This window comes from Stenotrophomonas sp. VV52, assembly GCF_002893095.1.
Classification (GTDB): domain Bacteria; phylum Pseudomonadota; class Gammaproteobacteria; order Xanthomonadales; family Xanthomonadaceae; genus Stenotrophomonas; species Stenotrophomonas aracearum.
In genome coordinates this window covers 751,073-772,103 of record NZ_PKQQ01000001.1, presented here as the reverse complement: position 1 = coordinate 772,103, position 21,031 = coordinate 751,073, and the positions used below count along the sequence as shown (strand labels likewise).

Below are 21,031 nucleotides of genomic sequence, written 5' to 3'. Positions count from 1 at the left end.
CGGGCTTCACTGCCCGGTAGCCGTTACGGTGCAGGCGGCGGTAAGGGTGACACTACTGCCCGCCGGCAGGCTGGATATGGTGGTACCGGGCCCGAACAGCGCTGCCGCTGACAGGTCCCCCGGGCAGCTGGCGCCACCGACCGCCGAGCAGGACGCGTCGGCAGTGCAGCTCAATCCTGTACCCGGGGTATCACTCAGCACCGCATTGGTCACATCTGCGGCACCCACATTGCTGGCAACCAGCGTGTAGGTCACGGTGCCGCCGCTGGGTACGGTAGTGGGGCTGGCGCTCTTTGTGATGGTCAGGTCGGCGTCGACCTGCGCATTGATGAACGTGCATACCAGCGCGGTGGCGGGCGTGAAATTTGTTGCGGCGATGGTGAGCGAGTTGCCTATCCGCGTGCCGATGCCAGTGGTGCCGGCGCTGTTCTCGCACGAAGCCGAGGTCAGCGTGTACTGGGGGTTGGCTCCCTGGGTGATCACGACCGCGGATGTTTCGTCTGTCACCGTGCCGGTTGTCGGGGAGACCGTCACCGCACCCGCCGCAGAGGTTGTGATGCTGTCGTTGTCGGGGACCAGATTGGTCATGGAATAGGTGAACGTGCTGGTGCCGGGAGTGCTCTGCGCTGCGATCTGCACCGTGGACTGCGCAGCGGCATGCCCGGCAAGGCCGAGCAGGAACAGCAGCAACCCAGAACGGACGGCGCGGGGGGCGCGAAGGCGGGTCACGGTCGTGGTCTCCTGGTGCAGGGTGTCCATCAGTAGGTTCCCACCATGTTGAGGAACCAGCCCTTGTGGTCGTAGTCGAAGTTGGTCAGGTCGTCGCTGAACTCGGTGAAGTTGTAGCCCACGCCGAGCCGGAAGTTGGTGCCGATGTCGCGGTCCAGTCCGATAAGGTAGCCCGACTGGGTGCCACCGTCCTTGACGTCCAGCCAGCGGTATTCGCCCAGCGCGTGCCATTTCTGCAGCAATTCGTAACGCACCTGCAGCGCGCCGAAGGTGGTGGCCGAGTCGAACCACGGCCCGCTGCCCCGGCCCAGCCGCACCTCGCCTTCGCGCCGCGCCAGCTTGACCCCGTATTCCCAGTGGGTGTCCTGCTTGTACACGCCTTCGAAGGACAGGATCTGGGTCTTCTGGTCCTGGTCGGTATTGTCCACCTGGCCCGGGCTGGCCAGGTCGTAGAGCTGGGTGTAGCGCCCGAACAGCGCCCAGCGCTGGCTGTTCCACGGGCGGTAGGCAAAGCCGATGTTGCCCTCCCAGAACCGCGCGCCGGCCAGCGCATTGAGCTGGTCGGTGGTCTTGGAATAGTTGAAGCGCCCGGCGATGCGCCAGCTCTCGTTGATCTTGTGGGTGAGCCGGTTGGTGGTGACCCATTGTTCGCGCTGCTCGGCACCGGTGTCGCGGCGCCATTCGACCTTGCTCCGCCAGTCGGTGTCCGACGAGGTACGGCCACCACTGACGCTGATCGCACGGCGGTCGACCACGCCGCCATCCACGGTCTCCAGCTCGCCGCTCTGCAGGGTGAAGCCCAGGTTCCAGCCGGTGGCCGGGTAGAAGTCCATGCCCACCGTGTGCGCCAGGCCGGACTGGGTGTCTTCCTTCAGGAACTGGCTTTCGTTGAACAGGTTCGCCTGGTTGGAGATGCGCCAGCGCTGGCCCAGGGTCCAGCCATTGAGACGATCGTTGTCGAACGGCGAGTCGTAGGCGGTGGTGTCGGTGGACCAGGTGTAGGCGCCATACAGCGAGTAGTCCGTGCCCACGCGGTACTCGGCGTCGACGGTGGCGGCGTCGCCGCGGTCGCCGGTGCTGGCCTCGGCACCGATGCTGGCGCGGTCGGCGATCAGGTAGTTGGCGCCTACGCCCACGGCGTTGTTGTCTTCGTAGCGGCCGCCGTCGTCATCCAGGGTGACCTGCGCCTGCCCGTACACATCCAGCGCGGTGCCGAAGCGGTGGGTGTACCTCACTGCCCCCAGCAGCCCGGCCGCCGGATCGGTGCGGCTGCCCTCCTCTACCCGGCGCAGCTCCGCCTCCAGCGTGTTCCAGTCGTCCGGCCGCCATTCCACCGTGGCCTGCGCCTGGGTCAGCTGTTCTTCGCCGCTGCGCGCCTTGCTGTAGCGCGCATACAGCTGCAGCTCGCGGTTGATCCGGCCCAGCACTTCAGCACCGTATTCGGTGACCGGCAGGCCGGTGTCGTGACGGGCAATGGAGAAACCGGCGTCGGTCTGCCGCCACCAGCTGCCGGCGCTCCAGTCCAGCGTGGTCCAGCCCAGCTCCTTCAGGTTGGCGCGCGCCTCTACGGCTACCGCGTCGCCTTCGCGGCGAATGTCGGTGGGGTTGCGCTGACTGAAGCTGAAGCCGCCGTTGTCGGAGAAGAACGACGGCACCGCGAACGATTCGGTGTGCGAGTACTCGGCTTTCAGGTAGGTGCCCTTGCCGGCCTGCAGGGTTAGATCGCCGGCTGCCAGGGTGTAGTCCTCGCCGTCGCGGTTCTCGTCCACATACGTGGCGCCCACGCCCACGTGGTCGCCCAGCCATTGGCGGCCGCGGAAGCCGGCGGTGAGCTGACCGTCGTCGAAGCCGCTGGGCAGCCATTCGTAGTCGACAAGCAGGCGTTGTTCGTAGCCGTCCAGCGGTGCGTCGCGGGTCAGCGTGCGCACGTTCTCGCGGGTGATCTGCGCCAGCGGCCGGGTCAGCAGCAGGCGGCCCTGCAGTTCGTCGATCTCGTAGTCGGTGCCGCGCACCAGTGGCGTGCGCACCTCCACCCGGCCGGTGGTGGGGTCGCGCACTTCCAGCACCGCCTGGTCCGAGCCCGGCAGGATGTCGGTGTTGCGCAGGTAGTACAGGCTGCCGCCGGTGCCGATGAATTCGTTGTGGCCGGGCGCGGTCTGCTCCTGCGCGCCGAAGGCGCGCACTTCACTGCGTGGACCACCCCACGGCGTGATCGCCGGCGAGCGCCAGCTGAGCGCGCCGCCGTACAGCGAGCGCACGTACTGCGCGTACTCGGTGCCGGTCAGGCCGGTAGCGTAGTTGCCCCACAGCGCCTGGTTCTTGTCCCAGTCCACGCGCAGGTAGAAGCGACCCATGCTGTCCACGTCGCGCCAGGTCGCCGAGTCGTCGCCGTAGGTCGGGTAGTACAGGTCCGGGTCGAGGCGGCGGAAGATATCCTGCGGCCAAGCCTCGGTGAACCCGTCGAACAGGTGCTTGATGTCCTGCTCGGTGGTGTCGGCCTGGGCGGTGACCAGGTATTTGCCCTTGACCTTGCCCTTGGCGTAGAACGCCAGCCGGCCGTCGCTGATCACGTCGTCGGCGTAGCGCTCGTCCACGGCCAGCGGCGCGGTGGCAGCGCTCACATCATTCTGGGCGATGGTCACATCCGCCAGGCCGATGCCATAGAAGTACTTGCCGCTCACGTCCACGTCGAGAACGTGGCGCTGGGGTGCTGCACCCTGCCCTGCGCCGCTCACCTCGATGTCGAAACGGTGCGGGCCCACCGGCACCAGGTATTCGGCCACGAAGCGGCGTTGCTGGTCGACCGGGTAGGAATCGCCGTTGATGGTCAGGCTGGCCTGCTCGGCGATGTTGCTGCCGCGGATGCGGATGCGCGACCCGTAGATGGGAATGTTCTGCAGGCGCAGTCCATTTTCGGCGAACGCGCTGTCGATCAGGCTCTGGCGCAGGCCTTCCTCGGCACTGAGCGCCTGGCCCAGGCGGGTTTCCGAGGCGTTGCGCAGGCGTGTCAGCTGGTTGTCCGCTTCCACCGGGTGCACCAGCTGCAGGGTATGCGGCAGGGTTTCGTCGTAGATCCCGTTGGCGCCATGCGCGCGCACGATGTACACCAGCGTGTCCCCGACCCGGAACTGATCCTGCGCTGGCAGCTCGCCGGCCCAGTCGGCCTGGCTCACGGCCGACACCGGCAGCTCCACCGTGGCGATCGGGCTGATCAGATCGACGTCGGTGGAGCGGTACACCAGCAGCTCCATCCGTTCGATGAAGTCGCTGTAGTTGCCGCGCACGTAGAACGGCACCGGTTTGGTGATGTGGCCGTCCTGGAACGCCACCAGCGACGGTGCCGACACCGACAGTTCCGGCCGCCCGAGGTTCGGGTCCTCGGTGGCCCAGATCGCCCCGCCACCCGGCAGCAGGATGCTGAAGCGGCCGGTCGCCACCGCCTTGCCCGGCGGCGGTGCAGAGACGGTGACGCGGCGGTCCGGCTGCAGGGCCTTCTCTCCGGAGGTGGCATCCAGCCCCTCGGTCACCGGTTGGGTGGCGCCGCGCGTGCGCACGCGCAGCAGCACCTTGCCGTCTTCGTCGCAGGCTTCGGTGCCGCACTTCACTTCCGGCGGCGTTTCGCCCCAGGCCTGCGGTGCCGCGCTGGCCAGAAGGCTGACCAGGGCGCAATAGAGCAGATGGCGTTTCATCGGCCCTCCTTCGTGCCCGCCGGCGCATCCAGCGGCGTGGACGGATCGCCACTGAGGTCCACCGTCACCTTGTCGCGCAGTGCATCCGGGAGCCGGTCGCGCAGCGCTGCGGTGACCGCTTCGGCGCGGCGCAGGCCGAGCTGCATGTTGTAACCGGCCGGGCCACGTACGTCAGCATGGCCTGCGATCACCACCCGGCCGCCACCGCGTTGTTCAAGGGTGCGTGCGACGCGGTCCAGCAGGGCCAGCGTGTCCGGGCGCAGGTCGGCCTTGTCGGTGTCGAACAGCGCGGTGCCCAGCAGCGCGCCGCCCGGGTCCACGCCCACCAGCAGCGACGCAGGATCGTCCACGTCGCCGCGCGTGAGCACGCTGACCTGCGTGGCCGCGTCACCCAGCGAGGCCAGCAGCGCCTGTCGTACCGCTTCGGCGCGTTCATAGGCCAGCGTCGCGGTGGCGCCATTGGCGGCCACCAGCACCTCGCCCGCACCGTGCTGCCGGACCTGGTTGGCCATGGTGGCGATCACCGGGGCATAGCGCTCGGGAATGGCGCTGCTGTCTGGCGCGAAGAACACCTCGCCCAGCGCCAGCTCCACCGGCTCACGCGCTTCGAGCACGGCCACAGGGAGGGTGATGCCGAAGTCGAAGCGCACCGGCAGCCCCGGGGTGATCCGGCGCAGCAGCGGGTTGGCGGTGGTGAAGGTTGCGCCTTCCGGCAGCGTGGCGGCATCGACTTTGAGTACGAAGTTGCGCCCGCGCGCGCGCCCGCCGCCTTCGATGCCGGCCAGGTGGTAGCGCCCGTACTGGTCGGTTTCCACCATCAGGCCTTCGACCGAGCCGATGCGGACGCCGGGAATGCCGGCTTCGTCGATGCCCTGGTTGGCAATCACGTAATCGACCACGTAGCCACCCTGGGCTTCCGTGACGCGGCGTTCCACGGTCGGTTCGGCGGCGGAAAGGCCCTTCGCTGCGTCACCGCTGCGTTCGACGCGGGCATGACCCTGCGCGTCCAGCCGCACGCGCACGCCCTGCGCACTGGTGAGCACGAAGTCGTCGGTGAATTCGGGCGCCCGCAGGCGCTGGCTCACGATCACCTGGTGATTGGCGGCCGGGTCGGCCGGCGACTGCCGGGCGCTGATGCTGCCCAGCGCCAGGCCATGCAGCAGTGGCGCACTGGCGTCGGCCTGCAGCTGCGGGCCCTGGCCACGGTCGACCGTGGTGGAGCCCGCGATGTACGCGCCCGGCGCGAAGCCGCCCTGCACGTGCACCTTGTCCAGCGCAGCGCTGTCCTGCCAGCCATCGCCGTCACGGTCGTCGAACACGCTGCCCATCACCAGGCTGTCGTCGATCAGCGGGTCGTTGCCCAGCACCACTTCGGCCGTGGCCACATTCGACGCCATCTCGTTGGTCGGCGCGAAGGCCTGCGCGTGGTTGACCTGGGTGCCCGGGCGCACCCCCGCGCCGACCCGCATCAGGTAGGACAGCCGCGCGGTGTTCCCGGCCGCGATGTCCAGATCGTTGATGCGCAGCGGCGACTGCCCGGTGGCGGTCACGAAATGATCGTCATCATCGCCCTGCAGCGAGCCTTCCACGTAGGTAAAGCCGGCTGGCGGCGTGTCGAGCAGGTAGCCGTCGACCAGGTCGATGTCGCCCACGTTCTGTACGGTCAAGCTGTAACGCACCAGATCGCCGCGCTTCACTTCGCGCGTCCCGGCCACCTTGGTCAGGCGCAGCGTGGCCGGCTTGTTCTCCACCGCGATCACTGCGGCTGCCGTCGCCGTGGCGGTGGACAGCCCGGCACCGTTGGGCTGCCCTTGTGCCAGTACGGTGTTGGTGAGCTGACCACCGTCCACGCCGGCTTCGGCCTCGGTGATGGTGTGGGTGTAGGAGGCGCAGGTGGCCATCTGACCCGGCGCCAGCAGGGTCGGCGTGCAGTCCAGCAGCACCGGCGAGCTGCCTTGCAGGGTGTCGTTGATGGTCAGGTTGTTGAGCGTGACATTGCCCACGTTGGTGGCCGTCACCGCGTAGGTGATCACATCGTCGATGTTGCCCTTTCCGGGCGTGCCGGCATCCACGCTCAGCGTCGCGGTCTTGGTGGTGGCCAGCGCGGGACGACGGTCGATCGGCAGGTTCAGTACCGGCGTGCAGCGTGCATCGGTCGAGCCAGCCGGGCACACCGCAGGCGGCAGCGGGCTGCCACCCGGTGCCGGCTCGGCGGTGATGTGGGCGGTGTTGTCCACGGTACCCGAATCGGTGTCGGCCTGGGTCACCGTATAGGTGCCGGTAAGTTCGCAGCTGGCGCCCGGGGCCACGCTGGCGCAGACCTGCCGGTTTGGCGTGATCAACGCATCGTCGATGGTCACGTTCGACAACGGCACGTTGCCGGTGTTGGTGGCGCGCACGGTATAGGTGAGCAGGTCGCCGGTGCTGACCTGACCATTGCCATCGGGATCGCTGTTGGACGCCAGCGTCTTGGCGGTTTCCAGCGCCGGCTGGACCACGGTGTGGTCGGTGCTGCAGGAGGTGCAGATCGGATCGGGATCGCCACCCGGCGGGTTGCTGGCCGCCACGGTGTTGGTGACCACGCCACTGGCGCCGGCGTCCACGGTGGCGCGGTAGACCAGCGGGTAGCTGCCCGGCAAGGTCCCGGCCGGCAGCGTGCACTGCAATGCACCGGTGCAGGTGTAGGCGCCAGCGCTTACCACCGTGTCGAAGTTCAAACCCGCACCCAGCGCATCCTGCAGCAGCAGCGGCTGGGTGGTGGCCGAGCCGGCAATCACCGTAGTCACGGTGAACACGATGCCCTGCCCGCGGTCGACGAAGCTGCCGCTGACCGGGTCGGCGCTCTTGGTCACGGTGGCCTGCGAGGGCACGATCGGGTGTTCGGTGGTGCAGCTGCTGCACACCGGCGCCGGATCCACGCCGGCCGGTTTGCTCGGCACTACCGCATTGCGCACGGTACCGGTGGCGTCGGCATCCACGCGTGCGGTGTAGACCAGGGTATGCACTCCCGGCGCGGTTCCCACCGGCAGGCTGCAGACCAGCGGGTTGGCCGCGTTGCAGGTGAAGTCACCGGCCTGGGTGACAGCCACGAAGGTCAGGCCTGGGCCCAGCAGATCGGTCACGGTCACCACTTCGTGCAGCGCCGCATTGGCCACGGTGACCGCCACGCTGTACTCAATGACTTCGTTCGGGGCGACCTGGGTACCGCTGGCCGGCTGCGACGTTTTGGTGACCGTGGTGGCGGCCGGGGTCAGCTGGGTCGGCGTGGTCACCGTGTCGGTAGCGGTGGCATCCGGCAGCGTGCCGGGCGGCTTGCCGGTTGCGGTGGCGGTGTTGACCACCGACGTGGCGGTCTCGTCGGCGAAGGTAATGGCGTACGCATTACCGGTGGCCTGGCAGGTGGTGGTGGCGCCCGGCTCCAGCACCAGTACGTCGCAGACCAAGGTGGGCAACAGTGGATCGCTCACGCGAACCGGGGCCAGCCTCACGTTGCCGGTGTTCTGTACCGCGAACGCATAGGTGATCTGGTCGCCGGCGTCGCCGGTGATGCCGTCGCTGTTGCTGTCGGCCACGCTGGCCGTCTTGTCCAGCGTGATGGCGGGCAACTGGGTGGCGTCGATCGTCACCGAATCCGGCGCAGAGGTAGTGGTGCCGTCGGTGGCAGTGGCGGTATTGATGACGCTGCCGCTATTGAGGTCGGCCTGGGTGACCGTGTAGCTGGCGGTGCAGGTGATCGAGGCATTCGGCGCAAGGCCGCCCGGCGGCAGTGCCGGGCAGCTGACCGTGGCCGGCGCAACGATGCGGTCATCGTTCACCGTGATCGGCGCGGTCACGGTCACCGTGCCGGTGTTGGTCACCAGGTAGCTGTAGGGCAACACGTCGCCCACGCTGTCATAGGTGGTGGCGGTGCTGGTCTTGTCCAGGCCCAGCCCGCGCAGCTGCTGCACCGGGGTGATGGTGGGCGGCGACGGTGTGCGCGGCGTGGTGTCGCTGATGCCGCTGCCGATGTTGAGCACCTGCCCGGCATCCACATCGGCCTGGACGACGGTGTAGGTGCCGACCAGCACGCAGGTGCCACCCGGTGCCACCGAGGCGCAGGTGGTGCTGGCCGGGGTGATCTTGTCGTCGCTGATCACCACGTTGGTCAGCGTGGTGTTGCCGCTGTTGGTGCCGGTGACGGTGTATTCCAACACGCTGCCCAGCACCACCGGGGTGGGTGCGTTGGACACCACCTTGGCCATGCTCAACGCCGGGTTCTGGGTGCCGTTGACGGTCACCGAATCCTGCGCGGAGGTGGTGCTGCCAGAGCTGGCGGTAGCCACATTGGTCACGCTGCCCGCGTCCAGGTCGGCCTGGGTCACGCTGTAGCTGGCCGTGCAGGTCAGCGTTCCGCCGGGCACCAACCCACCCGGCGGCAGTGCCGGGCAATTCACCGTGGCCGGGGCGACGATGCGGTCATCGCTGATGATCACCGGTGCGGTGAGCGTGACGTTGCCGGTGTTGGTCACCAGGTAGCTGTAGGCCAGCACATCGCCGACGCTGTCGTAGGTGGTCGTGGTGGTGCTCTTGTCCAGCGCCAGCGCCGGGGTCTGCACGGCGTTGACGGTCACCGTTGAGCTCGGCGATACCGTGGCACCCGAAGTGGCGGTGGCCACATTGACCACGCTGCCCGCATCCAGGTCGGCCTGGGTGGTGGTGTAGGTCGCGGTGCAGGTGATGCTGGCGTTGGGGGCCAGGCCACCGGCGGGCAATGCCGGGCAGCCCACGCTACTGATGCGGTTGTCGCTCACCGTCACCGGATCGGTCAGGGTGATGTTGCCATTGTTGGTGACCAGGTAGCTGTAGCTCAGCGTGGCCCCTACCGCGTTGTAGCTCGGCGTGCTGGTGCTCTTGACCAGCGCCAGCGAACGGGTCTGCACGGCGGTGATGGTTTCCTGCGTGGTCACCGGCGCCAGCGTGCCCTGCGCCGGCGTGGCCGTGGCCGTGGCGGTATTGGTCACGCTGCCGGCGTCGAGGTCGGCCTGGGTGATCAGGTAGTTGCCCGTGCAGGTGGTGCTGGCCTGCGGCGCCAGTGTGGTGGCCGGGCAGCTCACGCTGGCGATGCGGTCATCGGTCAGCGCCAACGCACTGACCGTGACGTTGCCGGTGTTGGTTACCAGATAGGCATAGCCGATGTTCTGCCCCACCGTGGCATAGGTCTGCGGAGTGGCGGTCTTGACCAGCGTAAAGGCGGGCCCGGGCGCCAGCGGCGTCGTGGTGCTGTCCTCGCCGGTCACCGCCGGTCCGGTGGGCGGAACGCCCTGCGCGGTGGCCGTATTGACTACCTGGCCGGCATCCATGTTGGCCTGGGTGATCGTGTACACGGTGCTGGAACAGGTAATGCTGCCGCCAGGCGCCACCGGGCCCGGTGGGCACACGATCGGCGAGGTGCCGGGAAGCGGGTCGGCCACCGTGATGTTGTTGAGGGTGACGTTGCCATTGTTGGTCACCACGAAGGCATAGCTGATGGTGTCGCCCGCATCGGTGATCGTGGACGATGCGCCGGCCGAGACAGTGGGCGTGCCGGCGGTCTTGTCGAGCACGATCACCGGCTGCGCCGCCAGCGGTACGTCGACCTGCGACGGGGCCGAGGTGACCCGTGAACTGGACGGCGGCGTGCCTGCGGCGGTGGCCGTGTTGCTCACCGTGCCGTTGTCCATCTCCGACTGGGTGATGGTGTGCACGCCGGTGCAGGTCGCCACGGAGGTCGGGCCGCTGGCGGTGATCACGGTCCGGTCGCAGGTGGCGGCGGCGTCGATGTTGGAATCGGTGACGGCCACCGCCGACAGCGTCTGGTTGCCGGTATTGGTCACCACGAAGGTATACGGGATGGTGTCGCCGGCGTCGGTCACGGCAGGATCGCGACCGGCGGCGATGGTGGGCGTGCCGGCCGTCTTGAGCAGGGTCAGCGACTGGTTGGGCAGCGGCAGGGCCACCGCCGCGCTGGCGCTGGTGCTGCCGCCGGTCCAGGTGGCGGTGGCAGTGTTGTCGATGGCCTGGTCGCCACCGCCGTTGCTGTCGAAATCGATCTGGGTTGAGGTGTAGCTGCCCGTGCAGGTCACGGTTGCCGCCGGTGCGAGCGTCGCCACGGGGCTGGCGGGCGTGCAGCTCAATGCGGGCAGCATGGGATCGCTGATCACCACGTTTTCCAGCGTGGTGTTGCCCGAATTGGTCGCGGTGAGGGTGTAGACGATGACATCGCCGGGGGTGGTAACACTCGCCACGTTGGCGCTCTTGGTCAGTCCCAGCCCGGGCGAGCGGACCACCGGAATGTTGAGCACGCCGGTACGGTTGAGCACGCCGCTCACTTCAGAGGTGCCGCTGGCCACCGCCACATTGTCCAGCGAACCGCCTGCATCGATATCGGCCTGGGTCACGGTGCGCGTGGTCCCGGTGCAGACCACGTCGGGGCTGGCCCCACCGAACACGACGCTCGCATTGGGAATCAGGTCTACCGACGGGCAGCTCAGCCCCAGCGCCGGGTCGCTCACGGTGACCCCGGTCAAGGTCACGTTGCCGGTGTTGGCGACCGTAAAGCGATAGTTGATGGTTCCCGGCGCCGACACGCTGGTGACGTCTGCGCTCTTCACTATGGTCATCTGCGGCCCGCGCACCGGCAGGTTCACTTCCTGCTCGCCGTCGTCGCGCACCACCTGGTTCTGCACCGGGGTGTTGGCGGTCACCACGGCCACGTTGTTGATCTGGCCATTGCCGGGCGAGGCGTCATTGCTGCCGCTGTCGATGTCGGCCTGGGTCACCACGTAGCTGATGCCCGGGCAGCCCTGCACCACGATGGTGGCACCCGGCGCCAGGCTGGGAATCGGCGGGCACGCCAGCGCGGGAAGCAGCGGATCAGTGATGGCCAGGTCGGTCAGGGTGACGTTGCCGGTGTTGGTGATGCTGAAGGTGTAGGAGATCGCCTGCCCCGGCCCACTGACCGAGCCCACGTCCGAGCCCTTGTCCAGGAACACCGCCGGCGTGCGCTGCGGCAGCGCAACCTCGGCGATGGCGGTGTCGGTGACGGTCACCACCGGATCGGTGCCGATCTGGTACTGCGCGGTGCCGGTGACTTCATTGCGGATGCGTCCGCTGTCGAACGCCGGGTTGCCCTGATTGTCGATGTCGGACTGCAGCACCGTATACACGTTGCCGGTGCAGCTGAAGTCGACCGTGGCACTGGGCGCCAGCGTCGGGATCGGCGTGCACTGCAGGGCGCTGCCGAGCAGGCTGTCGTTGGTGATCTGCAGGTTGTCCAGCGTCACCGTGGAGGGGTTGTTGACCCGGAACGTATACGTGATCAGGTCGCCCACCGCATTGACCGAACTGCGGTCGGCGATCTTGATCAGCTGGGCCGCCACCGTACCGCGATTGATGATGACCGTGGCGTCATCGTCGTCGACCACGTTGATGCCGTTGTCGGTGCCGGTGGCGGTAGCGGTGTTCGTGATGGCGTTGAGGTTGTCGATATCGTCCTGGGTGACGGTGTAGGTCGCGCTGCAGGTCGCACTCGCGCCAGGTGCCAGCGTGAACGGGGCCGGCGGCACGCAGGTGATCGCGCTCAGGCCGGGCTTCGGGTCGGTCACGCTGATGTCGTTGATGGTCACGTTGCCCGGGTTGTTGACCACGAACGTGTAGGTGATCACCTCCCCTGCAGTGCTGACCTGGCCCGGGCTTGCGGTCTTGTCGATCACCAGCCGCGGCGCTGCGGGATCCACCGGCACGTTCGCGGTGGCATCGCCGGTCGCGCTTCCGCCACCGGGCGCCACGGCGGTCCCTGTAGCGGTGTTGTCGATGTCACCGTCGCCGCCGCCGCGATCGTCAATGTCGGCCTGGGTCACCGTGTAGGTATTGCCGGTGCACGCGACCTGTGAAGGCGGCGAGCTGCCGAAAGTCACCGTCTCACCCGGGGCCAGCGGCCCGATTACCGGGCAGTTCAGGCCGGGCAGCATCGGGTCGGAGATGGTGACCGACTGGATGGTGGTGTTGCCGCCGTTGGTAACGCTGAAATTGTAGGTGATCACTTCGCCAGCGCTGGCCGCACCGCTGCCGTTGGTATCGGCCAGGGTACCGCTCTTGGTGAACCCGGCGATGTAACTGGGCGTGGGCAACGTGGTTTCGGCGGTGTCGTTGTCGACCACGGGGGTGCCGTCGGGGTCATTGCCCGCAACGCTGACCGAATTGGTGATCAACCCATCATCGATGCCGTCGCTGCTTCCCTGGCGGTCGATGTCGGCCTGGGTCACGGTATGGCTGCCGGTGCAGCTGATGCCCGCGCCCGGCGCCAGGCTGGCCACCGGAATGCCCGGCGTGCAGGTGATGTTGCCGGCAATCAGCGGGTCGACCACGGTGACATTGGTCAGCGGCACGTTGCCGTCGTTGGTGACCGTGATCTGGTACGGCACCACCTGGCCGGCGGTGGTGACGCTGTTGACCGGGGTGGTCTTGTCCACGGTGATCGACGAGCGCGGCACGAAAATATTGGAGTAGGTGCAGGTAATGGTCTTGTCCGCGTCGGCAATCGGAATGAGCAGGCCATTGGACGGGTTGGTGTCGGTGCCATCGCAGGTCAGGCTGCTGCTGTAGTCGCCCGCGTTGCCGCTGGTGAACGACTCCGGCCCCAGGTTGCCGTTCTCCAGCGCATACACGGTGACCGGGCCGACCTGGTCCGGACCCGGCGAGGTCGAGGTGAACGCGGGCGTGTTGTTGGCGAAACCGGTGCTGGCGGGGATCGACACGGTCGCGGGCGGGCCGCCCTGCCACACCTTGCGCACGATCAGTTCGGCGCTGCGCCGGTCATTGACGAAGGTGCAGGTGATCGGCTGGTCGTCGGTGGCGCCCACCGTGAGCGTGCCGGTGGTTGGCGAGGTCACCACCAGGCCGGCCGTGTTGGTGCAGGACAGGGTGGAGGTGTACAGGTTGGAGGTGACCGAGCCGAACGATTCGGTCAGCTCGATCACATCGCCGGCGTGCACCGTCTGCGGCGCGCCGGTGTCGGTCTGGCTGGCCGCGCCCGACGCGGTGGAAGGCAGCGGCACCAGGCCAGTGCCGCCTACCGTCACGGTATCGTTGGCCAGCCCGTTCAACCAGGTCTTCTGCAGGATCAGGGTGGTGGTGTTTCGGGTGTTGGTGTAGGTGCATACCAGCGGGTTGCCGGCATCCGCCGGCAGTACCGACAGTGTGTTGCTGGCCTTGCCGTCCGCACCACTCAGGCTGCCGCCGGTACAGGCCAGGCCCACCGCGTAGTTGGGCAACGCGCCACCGCTCATCGTCTCGGCTGGCAGGATCGCCTGCTCGCCGACGTACACCACCACCGTCGTGCTGTTGCCCGGGATCGATGCGGTGGCGCTGAAGGCACTGGTGTTGTTCTGCAGGCCGCTGCTGGCGGCCAGCTGCGCCACGTCGCCGTTTCGGCTGTCCGGCGCCCACTGCTTCACCAACTGCAGCGTGGTCTGTGGGCGGGTGTTGGTATAGGTGCAGACGATGGCGGTATCGCCCTGCCCCACGGTCAGCACGTTGCCGCTCAGCCCCGAGCTGCCCGTACAGGCCAGCGCGCTGGTGTAGTTGGCGGCATTGCCCGGAATGGCGAAGGTTTCACTGAGGGTGATTGCTTCGCCGGCAAAGACCTGTGCCGCCGCGCCGGTGTCGGTTTCGTTGGCGCTGTCGGCGGCAGAGGCCAGCGTGATCGGGCTGGTGGTGCTCCCGGCGGCTTCGACGGTGACGGCCTCGCCCACGGCCGCGTCCACCCAGCTCTTGCGCAGGGTCAGGCTGACCGCGCGGCGCGTGTTGGTCTGGGTACAGACAATGGCGGTGTCGGCCGGGTCGATGGTGAGGCCGGTGCCATTGAGGGCCTGCGTGTTGCCGGTGCAGGCCAGGGTGGCATCGTAATTGCCCGGGTTGCTCAGCGTTTCGACGATGTTGCCGGTTTCGCCCGCATACACGGTGACCTCAGTGCCGGTGGTGACGTTGTTGCCGGACGAGGTGGACAGGCCACTGGTGGCCGCGTTCTGGAAGCCGGTGCTGGAAACGGTGGCGGTGTCACCGGGCAGGCCGTCGACCCAGGCCTTGGCCAGGGTCAGCGTGGCACTGCGCCGGGTGTTGGTGTAGGTGCAGACGATGGCGGTGTCGGCCGGGTCGATGGTCAGCGTGCCGCCGCTCAGTGGCTGGGTGTTGCCGGTGCAGGCCAGGGTGCTGATGTAGTTGGCCGAGTCGCTGAGCGTTTCCGACAGCGTGCCCACTTCGCCTGCATACACCGTCGCGGGCGCGCCGGTGGTGGTGTTGTTCCCGGTGGAGGTGCTGGCGCCGGAGCTTGCATTGTTGGTGAAGCCGGCGCTGGAGACCGTGGCGGTCTCGCCCGGCCGGGCATCGACCCACTGTTTGACCAGGGTCAGGGTCGCCTGCCGACGGGTATTGGTGAACGCGCATGCGATCCCTGTGCCGTCCGGCATGGTCAGGTCCACCGAGGGGCCGCTGCCGGTTACCGGGACCGCCAAGCTGGTGTCATTGCGCGTGCAGGCCGCCGTGATCAGGTAGTTCGCCGCCGCGCCGGTACTGAAGGTTTCGGTCAGCGTCACCGCCGCACCGGCCGCGCCGCCCGCCGTGGCCGGCGTGGTGGTGCCGCCATTGGTGGAACTGCCGCCGCCCAGCACGATCACGCCCGCATCGCCGCTGATCGCCAGGCTCACCGCATCGCCGGCGGGGCCGTTGACCCAGGACTTACCCAGGGTGATGGCCGGCGAGACCGCATGGGTGACGACGCAGCTGCCGCCACTGGTGCAACCCTGCCCGCCGGTGACCGAATTGCTCACCGTGCCGGTGGCGTTGGGCGCTACCAGGGCCTGGTAGGACCACGCCGTCGCCGTGCCGACCGGTGTGTTGGCCGGGAGGGTGCAGGTGATGACCTGGCCGTTGCCGCTGCAGGCCGCAGGCAACGAGCCCGGCACCAGGGTCAAACCGGCGCTCAGCGTATCGGTGAACACGGTCGCTGCGGTGGTGGTCGCACCGGTCACCACCACGTTCAGGTCGAAGCCAATGGTGTCGCCGGCAGCTACCGGCGTGCCGCTGGCCGGGCTACCGGTCTTGCTGATCGTGACCGCATACACCGCCACCTGCACGCTGGCCTGGTTGTTGCCGGTATTGCCGTCCACCGTGCCAGCCGGCGGTTGGATCTGCGCAGTGTTCTGCACCGTGACCTGTGCAGCTGCCTGCCCGCCGACGGCGAGCAGTCCAACCAGAGCGAGGGCGAAGACGCGGTTCACTCGTGCCTTGCGTCCGGCTCATGATCCGGCGTCTCATGGTGCTGGCGCTCGCGGATCTCCTGGATGTCGCGTTCAAGGAAATAGTTGAGGAAGGTGCGAACCACGGCGATGGCGGCCAGCTGACCGATCGAATCCCACGTGGTGTAGATCGCGGATTCGATGATGTCTCCAGCCAGCTGCAGGGTCAGGCCGGCCACCAGCCAGCGCCCGTATTCCAGCCAGATCGCGCGTCGCAGCGTGTTGTTGCCGCCACGCGCCATCATCAGGATCATTTTGACGAATGCGATGATGGTGGCGAGCGTGATGAGGATCAGCGCAAGCAGCGCGATCACGGTAACCACTGGCTCGGTAAGCGCGACCAGCCACGCTTCCAGCGGCGGGGTGTCAAGGTGGGACGCAGCGGTGCCTGCAAAGCTCACGACGATGCTCCTTGTATTACTTCGGATAGAGCAGCGTGACCACGAAGCGGACACCCCAATCCGGTCCGCCATCGGGAGCGTCGAGATACGCACGCACGCCGGCCTGGTAGCTGATCATCTGGCTCCCCAGCCGGGTAACCTTCGAATAGCTGATATTGAGCGGCACCGTCCATTGGCTCGCTTTCCAGTCGTAGGTGGATTCGATGTTGAACGCGAGGGTGCGCCCGCCGCTGTACGCCCGCGACAGGAACGGCTGCAGGAAGGTGGAGCTGATGTCCTGGCGGCGCGAGCCGGTGCCGGCCACATCGGCGATGTGGTTCATCAGCGCGCCATAGGTCCAGCCCGCGTCCTGCTTCAGCAACACAACAGTCGGGCCGGCGCCCCAGGTGTCCGCGCCGAGGTCGTCGGTGCCGGTGGGGACCAGGATCGCCGGACCGATGCCCCAGACCACCCCCGACGAACCGGTCTCTTTGGGCGAGAAGAAGAAACTCTGGGTGATGTCGCCGATCCCGGCCTGGTCGGTACCCAGGATCACGTCCTTCTGATAGGCCACCGGCAGGATGGTCCGCGATATCACATTCCAGTCGGTGGACAGCGAGAACGGTGCCACCGGCTGGATGTTCAGGGTGGTGCGGCGGCCACCGTTGGCATAGCCGTCGTCATGGTTGAACTGGAGGGGCACGCTGATCAGTGCGGCTACCGGGTTGGAGAGCTTTTTCGCCAGTTCGTCGGCATCGGCCGCGCGGGCTTGGCCTGCCTGGGCGGCGGCAATGACCAGCGCAGGGAGCGCGCAGCGAAGGACGCCTGCACACACGCGCGTGTTCATGACCCACTCTCCCCTGGCCCGGCCGGAACCACCGGCAGATTGACCGAGCGCTGCAGGTCCAGCATCGGGTCCTGCGGCACGTTCACCGCGCCGGTACTGGGCAGGTCCAGGTCCAGCACAAGCCCTACCGCCAGCGAAAAAAGCAGCAGCAGCAAGGTCGTGGTGCTGCGCTTCTGCGCGCGCTCAAAGCCCAGCAGCCCCGCCGACAGCAGGGAAAACACGAACAGCATGCGCAGGATGCGGTGCGGAATGTGGTCCTGGCGCGCTGCGAAGCGCTCGGCGGACAGGTCGATGGACTCGTTGGTCGTGGAGATCAGCAGGGAAGCGCGCGGCGTGTCCCGGAACGGCTGCACCGCAGCCACCACGGCTGCCCACAACTCGTTCTGGATCGACACGGTGCGCGCAAACTGGTCCACCTCGGTGCGGGCGCTCTTTGCGTTGGCGAAGTCCACCCGCGCGTCGATGTACCGACGCAGGATGTCGCGAACGCGGTTGGCATCCCGCGGATCCAGCAGGTCCGCTCGCAGCCAGGTCGTACCCAGTGCATTGGCCTCCTTGAGCACCAGGGTGCGACGTTCGTCGTAGCGGCCCAGCGCGAGGGAAAAGGTGAAGCCAATCAGCAGCGCAAGCAGGCCGAGCACGGTGGTCGTCGAGAACGCGACCCCATCGCCGTCGCCGGAGCTCCCATCGACGTTCCCGGCGGTGCGCCGCCGACGCGTGCGCAACCAGGCACCCAGCTCGCGCGCAAGCAACAGCGACACGAAAAGAAGGAGCGTGATCAGCCAAAGCGGAAGGTAGGGAAAACTGCCCTGTAGTGCCATGTGCGCCGACCTAGGTATGGATGATGGTGCGGATGGCGCCGGTAATGAGCTGCAGCGCCAGCGCCACCTGCAACATTCCCAGCACTGCGGAAAGGATCTGCAGCGGCAGCTGCCCCACCGTTTTCATGATCGAGCGGATGAAGAGCATCGTGACCAGGTCCAGGACCAGCACCAGGATCGCCAGCCCCATGATCCAGAGATAGCGATCGGCAGACCCACTCAGTGCGACCAGTACGATGAGCGCCGCAATGCCGTAGGCAGGAATCGTGACCGGGAACGCGAGTCTGCCCGCGGGGGGTGGCGGTGCTGCGGTGCCGCCGGGCGGAGCCGGCGTGGCGTACTGGGCCAACACCATCTGCAGCGCTACCAGCAGGAACACCAGCCCGCCGGCCAGCTGCAGGACGGCGGGGGCAATGTGCCACTTGTTCAGCATGATCCCCCCCACGCCGCCGGCCACCAGCGTGGTGACCAGGGCAACGCCGAACACTTTCCAGGCCGTGGCGGTCCATTGCCTGGGTTCCATCCCGTGGGCGGCCGTGGCGTAGGCGCCCAGGGCCTTGATCGGACCGATCATGATGAAGAACAGCAGGAAGATGTCCGCCAATGCAAGGACGTACGTGGGCGGGGGCGCGGCAACCGCGGCAGCAGCCATGACAAGGGACATCGGGCACGACCCCTGGTGAAATGAAGGTTCGTCGCCAGCATCGCGGATACGCACATCCGCGCGCGTCAGTACTTCTACTTGTTCAAGACCAGTGAAGAATGCACTGCCCGTTCAGCAGTCAACGTCCCTCACCTGGTCGGTTACAGGATAGACAGACCCCGCCTGCCAGCCGGACATTCCACACGCCATCTACGGCACGACGCAAGGAGATTCCGTGGCCGCCCGCTATGTCCTCACCCACGCCGGCTCGCAATTCCATTTCGTACTGAAGGCAGGCAACAACGAAGTCATCCTGCAGAGCGAACGGTACACCACCCGGCAGAATGCACTTTCCGGCATCGCCGCGGTGCGTGCGAATGCCCCCTATGACGACCGCTACCAGCGCAAGGCGGCCGCGAACGGGCAGCCGATGTTCAACCTGGTCGCCGCCAATGGCGAACCCATCGGCACCAGCGAGACCTACACCTCCCCAGGCGCCCGCGAGATCGGCATCCAGTCGGTGATGACCAACGGTCCCGGGGCGCCGATCGACGACCAGAGCTGATCTCGCCGACGGGCCCGGGCAGGCACTGGCACCGCAATGGACGCCCGGCTATGTTAAGCGCCTTCCCTGCCCGGGCCCCGGCACCGATGCATTCGACTGCGTCCCACCTTGATGCCTGCGAGAACTGCGCCACCGCCCTGCAAGGGGATTTCTGCCACCACTGCGGTCAATCGGCGCACAGCCCGGTGCGCAGTTTCGGGCACGCGATCGAAGAGGTTTTCGAATCATTCTGGCACCTGGATGGACGAATTTTCCGTACCCTCCAGCAGCTGTTGCGGCCCGGGCGTCTTGCAATGGACTACCTGGCCGGCCACCGCACCCGCTACATCCCGCCGATCCGGCTGTTCGTGGTCGTGGCGGTGCTGACCTTCTTCGTGGCACGGCTGGTGGTCCACGTCGACGCCGGCACCTTCATCGACCAGACGCCTGCCCCACCGGAGGTGGCCACTGCGTTCAAGGACGCACGCACCATCGAAGAGGTGGAAAAGGCGCGCCTGGCGCACATCAAACCGCTCGAAACCGCACGCAGGACCCTGCCCGAGCCGATGCGCTTCACCATGGACCGGGCCATTGCCAAGATCGACAAGCAGGCCGCCCAGCGCAACAAGGAACTGGCCGGGTTGCCCGGCTCTACGGCTGCCACGACGCCTCCCGCGACGCCCGCCGCGTCACCGGGCACTGCCCCGGCTGCGCCCAAGGCGTACACCCCCGTTGATATCGACTTTCTTCCGGGGTTCGCCAACCGCTGGCTCACCGGCCAGGCCGAGATCATCCGCCTCAACCTGCCGCGCATCAATGAGCGGCCGCAGCTGCTGGTGAATGCCTTCTTCGCATCGGTACCGTCGGCGTTGTTCGTGCTGGTGCCACTGTTCGCACTGTTGCTGAAGATCTTCTACTTCCGGAGCGGCCGTCTGTACCTGGAGCATCTGGTGGTGGCGCTGTACAGCCACGCCTTCCTGTGCGTGGCCCTGCTGGGCATCCTGCTGTTGACCCTGCTCGCCGGCCAGGTGCCCGACGTTCCAGTCGTTGGCAGCCTGATCGGCATTGCGGTGACCTTGCTCCTGGTCTGGATGCCGCTCTATCTGCTGATCATGCAGCGTCGTGTGTATGGCCAGTCCTGGCTGGTGACATCGATCAAGTTCATGGCGCTGGGGTGGTTGTATTTCACCCTGGTGACGGCCGCGACGGCGATCCTCGCCATCGCAAGCCTGGCTCGCGTGTAGGTCGGTGCAAGGCCAAGTGATGCACATTTTCATCGCGTAGCGGCCGTTAGACTCGTTTCTTTCATCCAGCCACCCCCACAGGTAGCCACCCCATGAAAGACGAGGCAGACCAGAGTCGGCCGACGTTGACCCGTCGCCGCTTTTTCCAGGGTCTTACCCTGCTACCTGTTGCCGCCGCCCTCCCCGGTTGCGCTCCCGGCACCCCGACAGAGACCGGCCCGGCTGACGCCGCGCCAGCCAAGGACTACACCCCGGAATTCTTCAACGCGGCCGAATGGGCGTTCATCACGGCGGCCTGCGACCGCTTGATCCCGTCGGACGAGACCGGCCCAGGTGCGGTGGAGTCCGGTGTGCCGGAGTTCCTCGACCGCCACATGCAGACGCCCTACGCCGCCGGCGCCATCTGGTATATGCAGGGCCCCTTCCTGGAAGCCCCCAGCGAGTTCGGCTACCAGGGCAAGCTGGCCCTGCGCGACATCATCAAGGTCGGCATCGATGCCTTCGATGCCCACTGTCGCAGCGCATTCGACGGCAAGACCTTCGCCCAGCTGGACCATGCGCAGCAGGAAACCCTGCTCAAGGCGGCCGAGGGCGGCAAGCTCGAGCTGGACGCCATTTCCAGCAAGCTGTTCTTCTCCAACCTGTTGGGTGAAGTCAAGAACGGCTACTTCGCCGACCCCAAGTACGGTGCCAACAAGGGCATGGCCGCGTGGAAGATGATCGGCTATCCCGGCATGCGCGCGGACTACATCGACTGGATCGGCGTGCGTGAAAAGGCCTATCCCCTGCCGCCGGTCGACCTGGCTGGGCGGAGGGGCTGAA

Annotated in this window: 10 protein-coding genes; 3 read left to right on the top strand and 7 right to left on the bottom strand. The window is 67.2% G+C overall.

The annotated features are described in order from the left end of the window. Positions 1–6: 6 nt before the first annotated feature. From C2U58_RS05850 to C2U58_RS05820, 7 genes are all read right to left on the bottom strand, one after another. Complete coding sequence (locus C2U58_RS05850) at positions 7–759, bottom strand: DUF11 domain-containing protein (RefSeq protein ID WP_102944951.1); 753 nt, start codon at positions 757–759, stop codon at positions 7–9. Next, positions 759–4,418, bottom strand: coding sequence for a hypothetical protein (locus C2U58_RS05845; protein ID WP_102944950.1), 3,660 nt, complete (start codon positions 4,416–4,418; stop codon positions 759–761). Before C2U58_RS05845 ends, C2U58_RS05850 begins: the two co-directional genes overlap by 1 nt. Then, positions 4,415–15,712 carry an OmpA family protein gene (locus C2U58_RS05840; protein ID WP_102944949.1) on the bottom strand — a complete coding sequence of 3,766 codons (11,298 nt, stop codon included), beginning with the start codon at positions 15,710–15,712 and terminating at the stop codon, positions 4,415–4,417. Before C2U58_RS05840 ends, C2U58_RS05845 begins: the two co-directional genes overlap by 4 nt. Then, complete coding sequence (locus tag C2U58_RS05835; protein WP_253256651.1) at positions 15,709–16,131, bottom strand: DUF1622 domain-containing protein; 423 nt, start codon at positions 16,129–16,131, stop codon at positions 15,709–15,711. Before C2U58_RS05835 ends, C2U58_RS05840 begins: the two co-directional genes overlap by 4 nt. Before the next feature lie 16 nt (positions 16,132–16,147). Then, the gene (locus C2U58_RS05830) at positions 16,148–16,957 is read right to left on the bottom strand and encodes a hypothetical protein (RefSeq protein ID WP_172448079.1); all 810 of its coding nucleotides are present in this window, start codon (positions 16,955–16,957) and stop codon (positions 16,148–16,150) included. Further along, a complete protein-coding gene (locus C2U58_RS05825) occupies positions 16,954–17,718 on the bottom strand; it encodes a hypothetical protein (RefSeq protein WP_146033415.1) in 765 nt (254 codons plus the stop codon). The genes C2U58_RS05830 and C2U58_RS05825 overlap by 4 nt, the downstream gene beginning before the upstream one ends. A gap of 70 nt (positions 17,719–17,788) precedes the next feature. Beyond that, the gene (locus C2U58_RS05820) at positions 17,789–18,496 is read right to left on the bottom strand and encodes a MarC family protein (RefSeq protein ID WP_146033414.1); all 708 of its coding nucleotides are present in this window, start codon (positions 18,494–18,496) and stop codon (positions 17,789–17,791) included. Positions 18,497–18,656: 160 nt separating this feature from the next. Between C2U58_RS05820 and C2U58_RS05815 the strand changes: the two genes are divergently transcribed. The 3 genes from C2U58_RS05815 (at position 18,657) to C2U58_RS05805 (ending at position 21,030) form a co-directional block, all read left to right on the top strand. Next, positions 18,657–18,986 carry a YegP family protein gene (locus tag C2U58_RS05815; RefSeq protein WP_102944945.1) on the top strand — a complete coding sequence of 110 codons (330 nt, stop codon included), beginning with the start codon at positions 18,657–18,659 and terminating at the stop codon, positions 18,984–18,986. Positions 18,987–19,036: 50 nt separating this feature from the next. Further along, a complete protein-coding gene (locus C2U58_RS05810; RefSeq protein ID WP_343125464.1) occupies positions 19,037–20,209 on the top strand; it encodes a DUF3667 domain-containing protein in 1,173 nt (390 codons plus the stop codon). A 92-nt stretch (positions 20,210–20,301) separates the two neighbouring features. Continuing rightward, on the top strand, positions 20,302–21,030 hold the full coding sequence (locus tag C2U58_RS05805) for a gluconate 2-dehydrogenase subunit 3 family protein (protein ID WP_102944943.1): 729 nt from the start codon (positions 20,302–20,304) through the stop codon (positions 21,028–21,030). The last annotated feature ends 1 nt before the right edge of the window (position 21,031 follow it).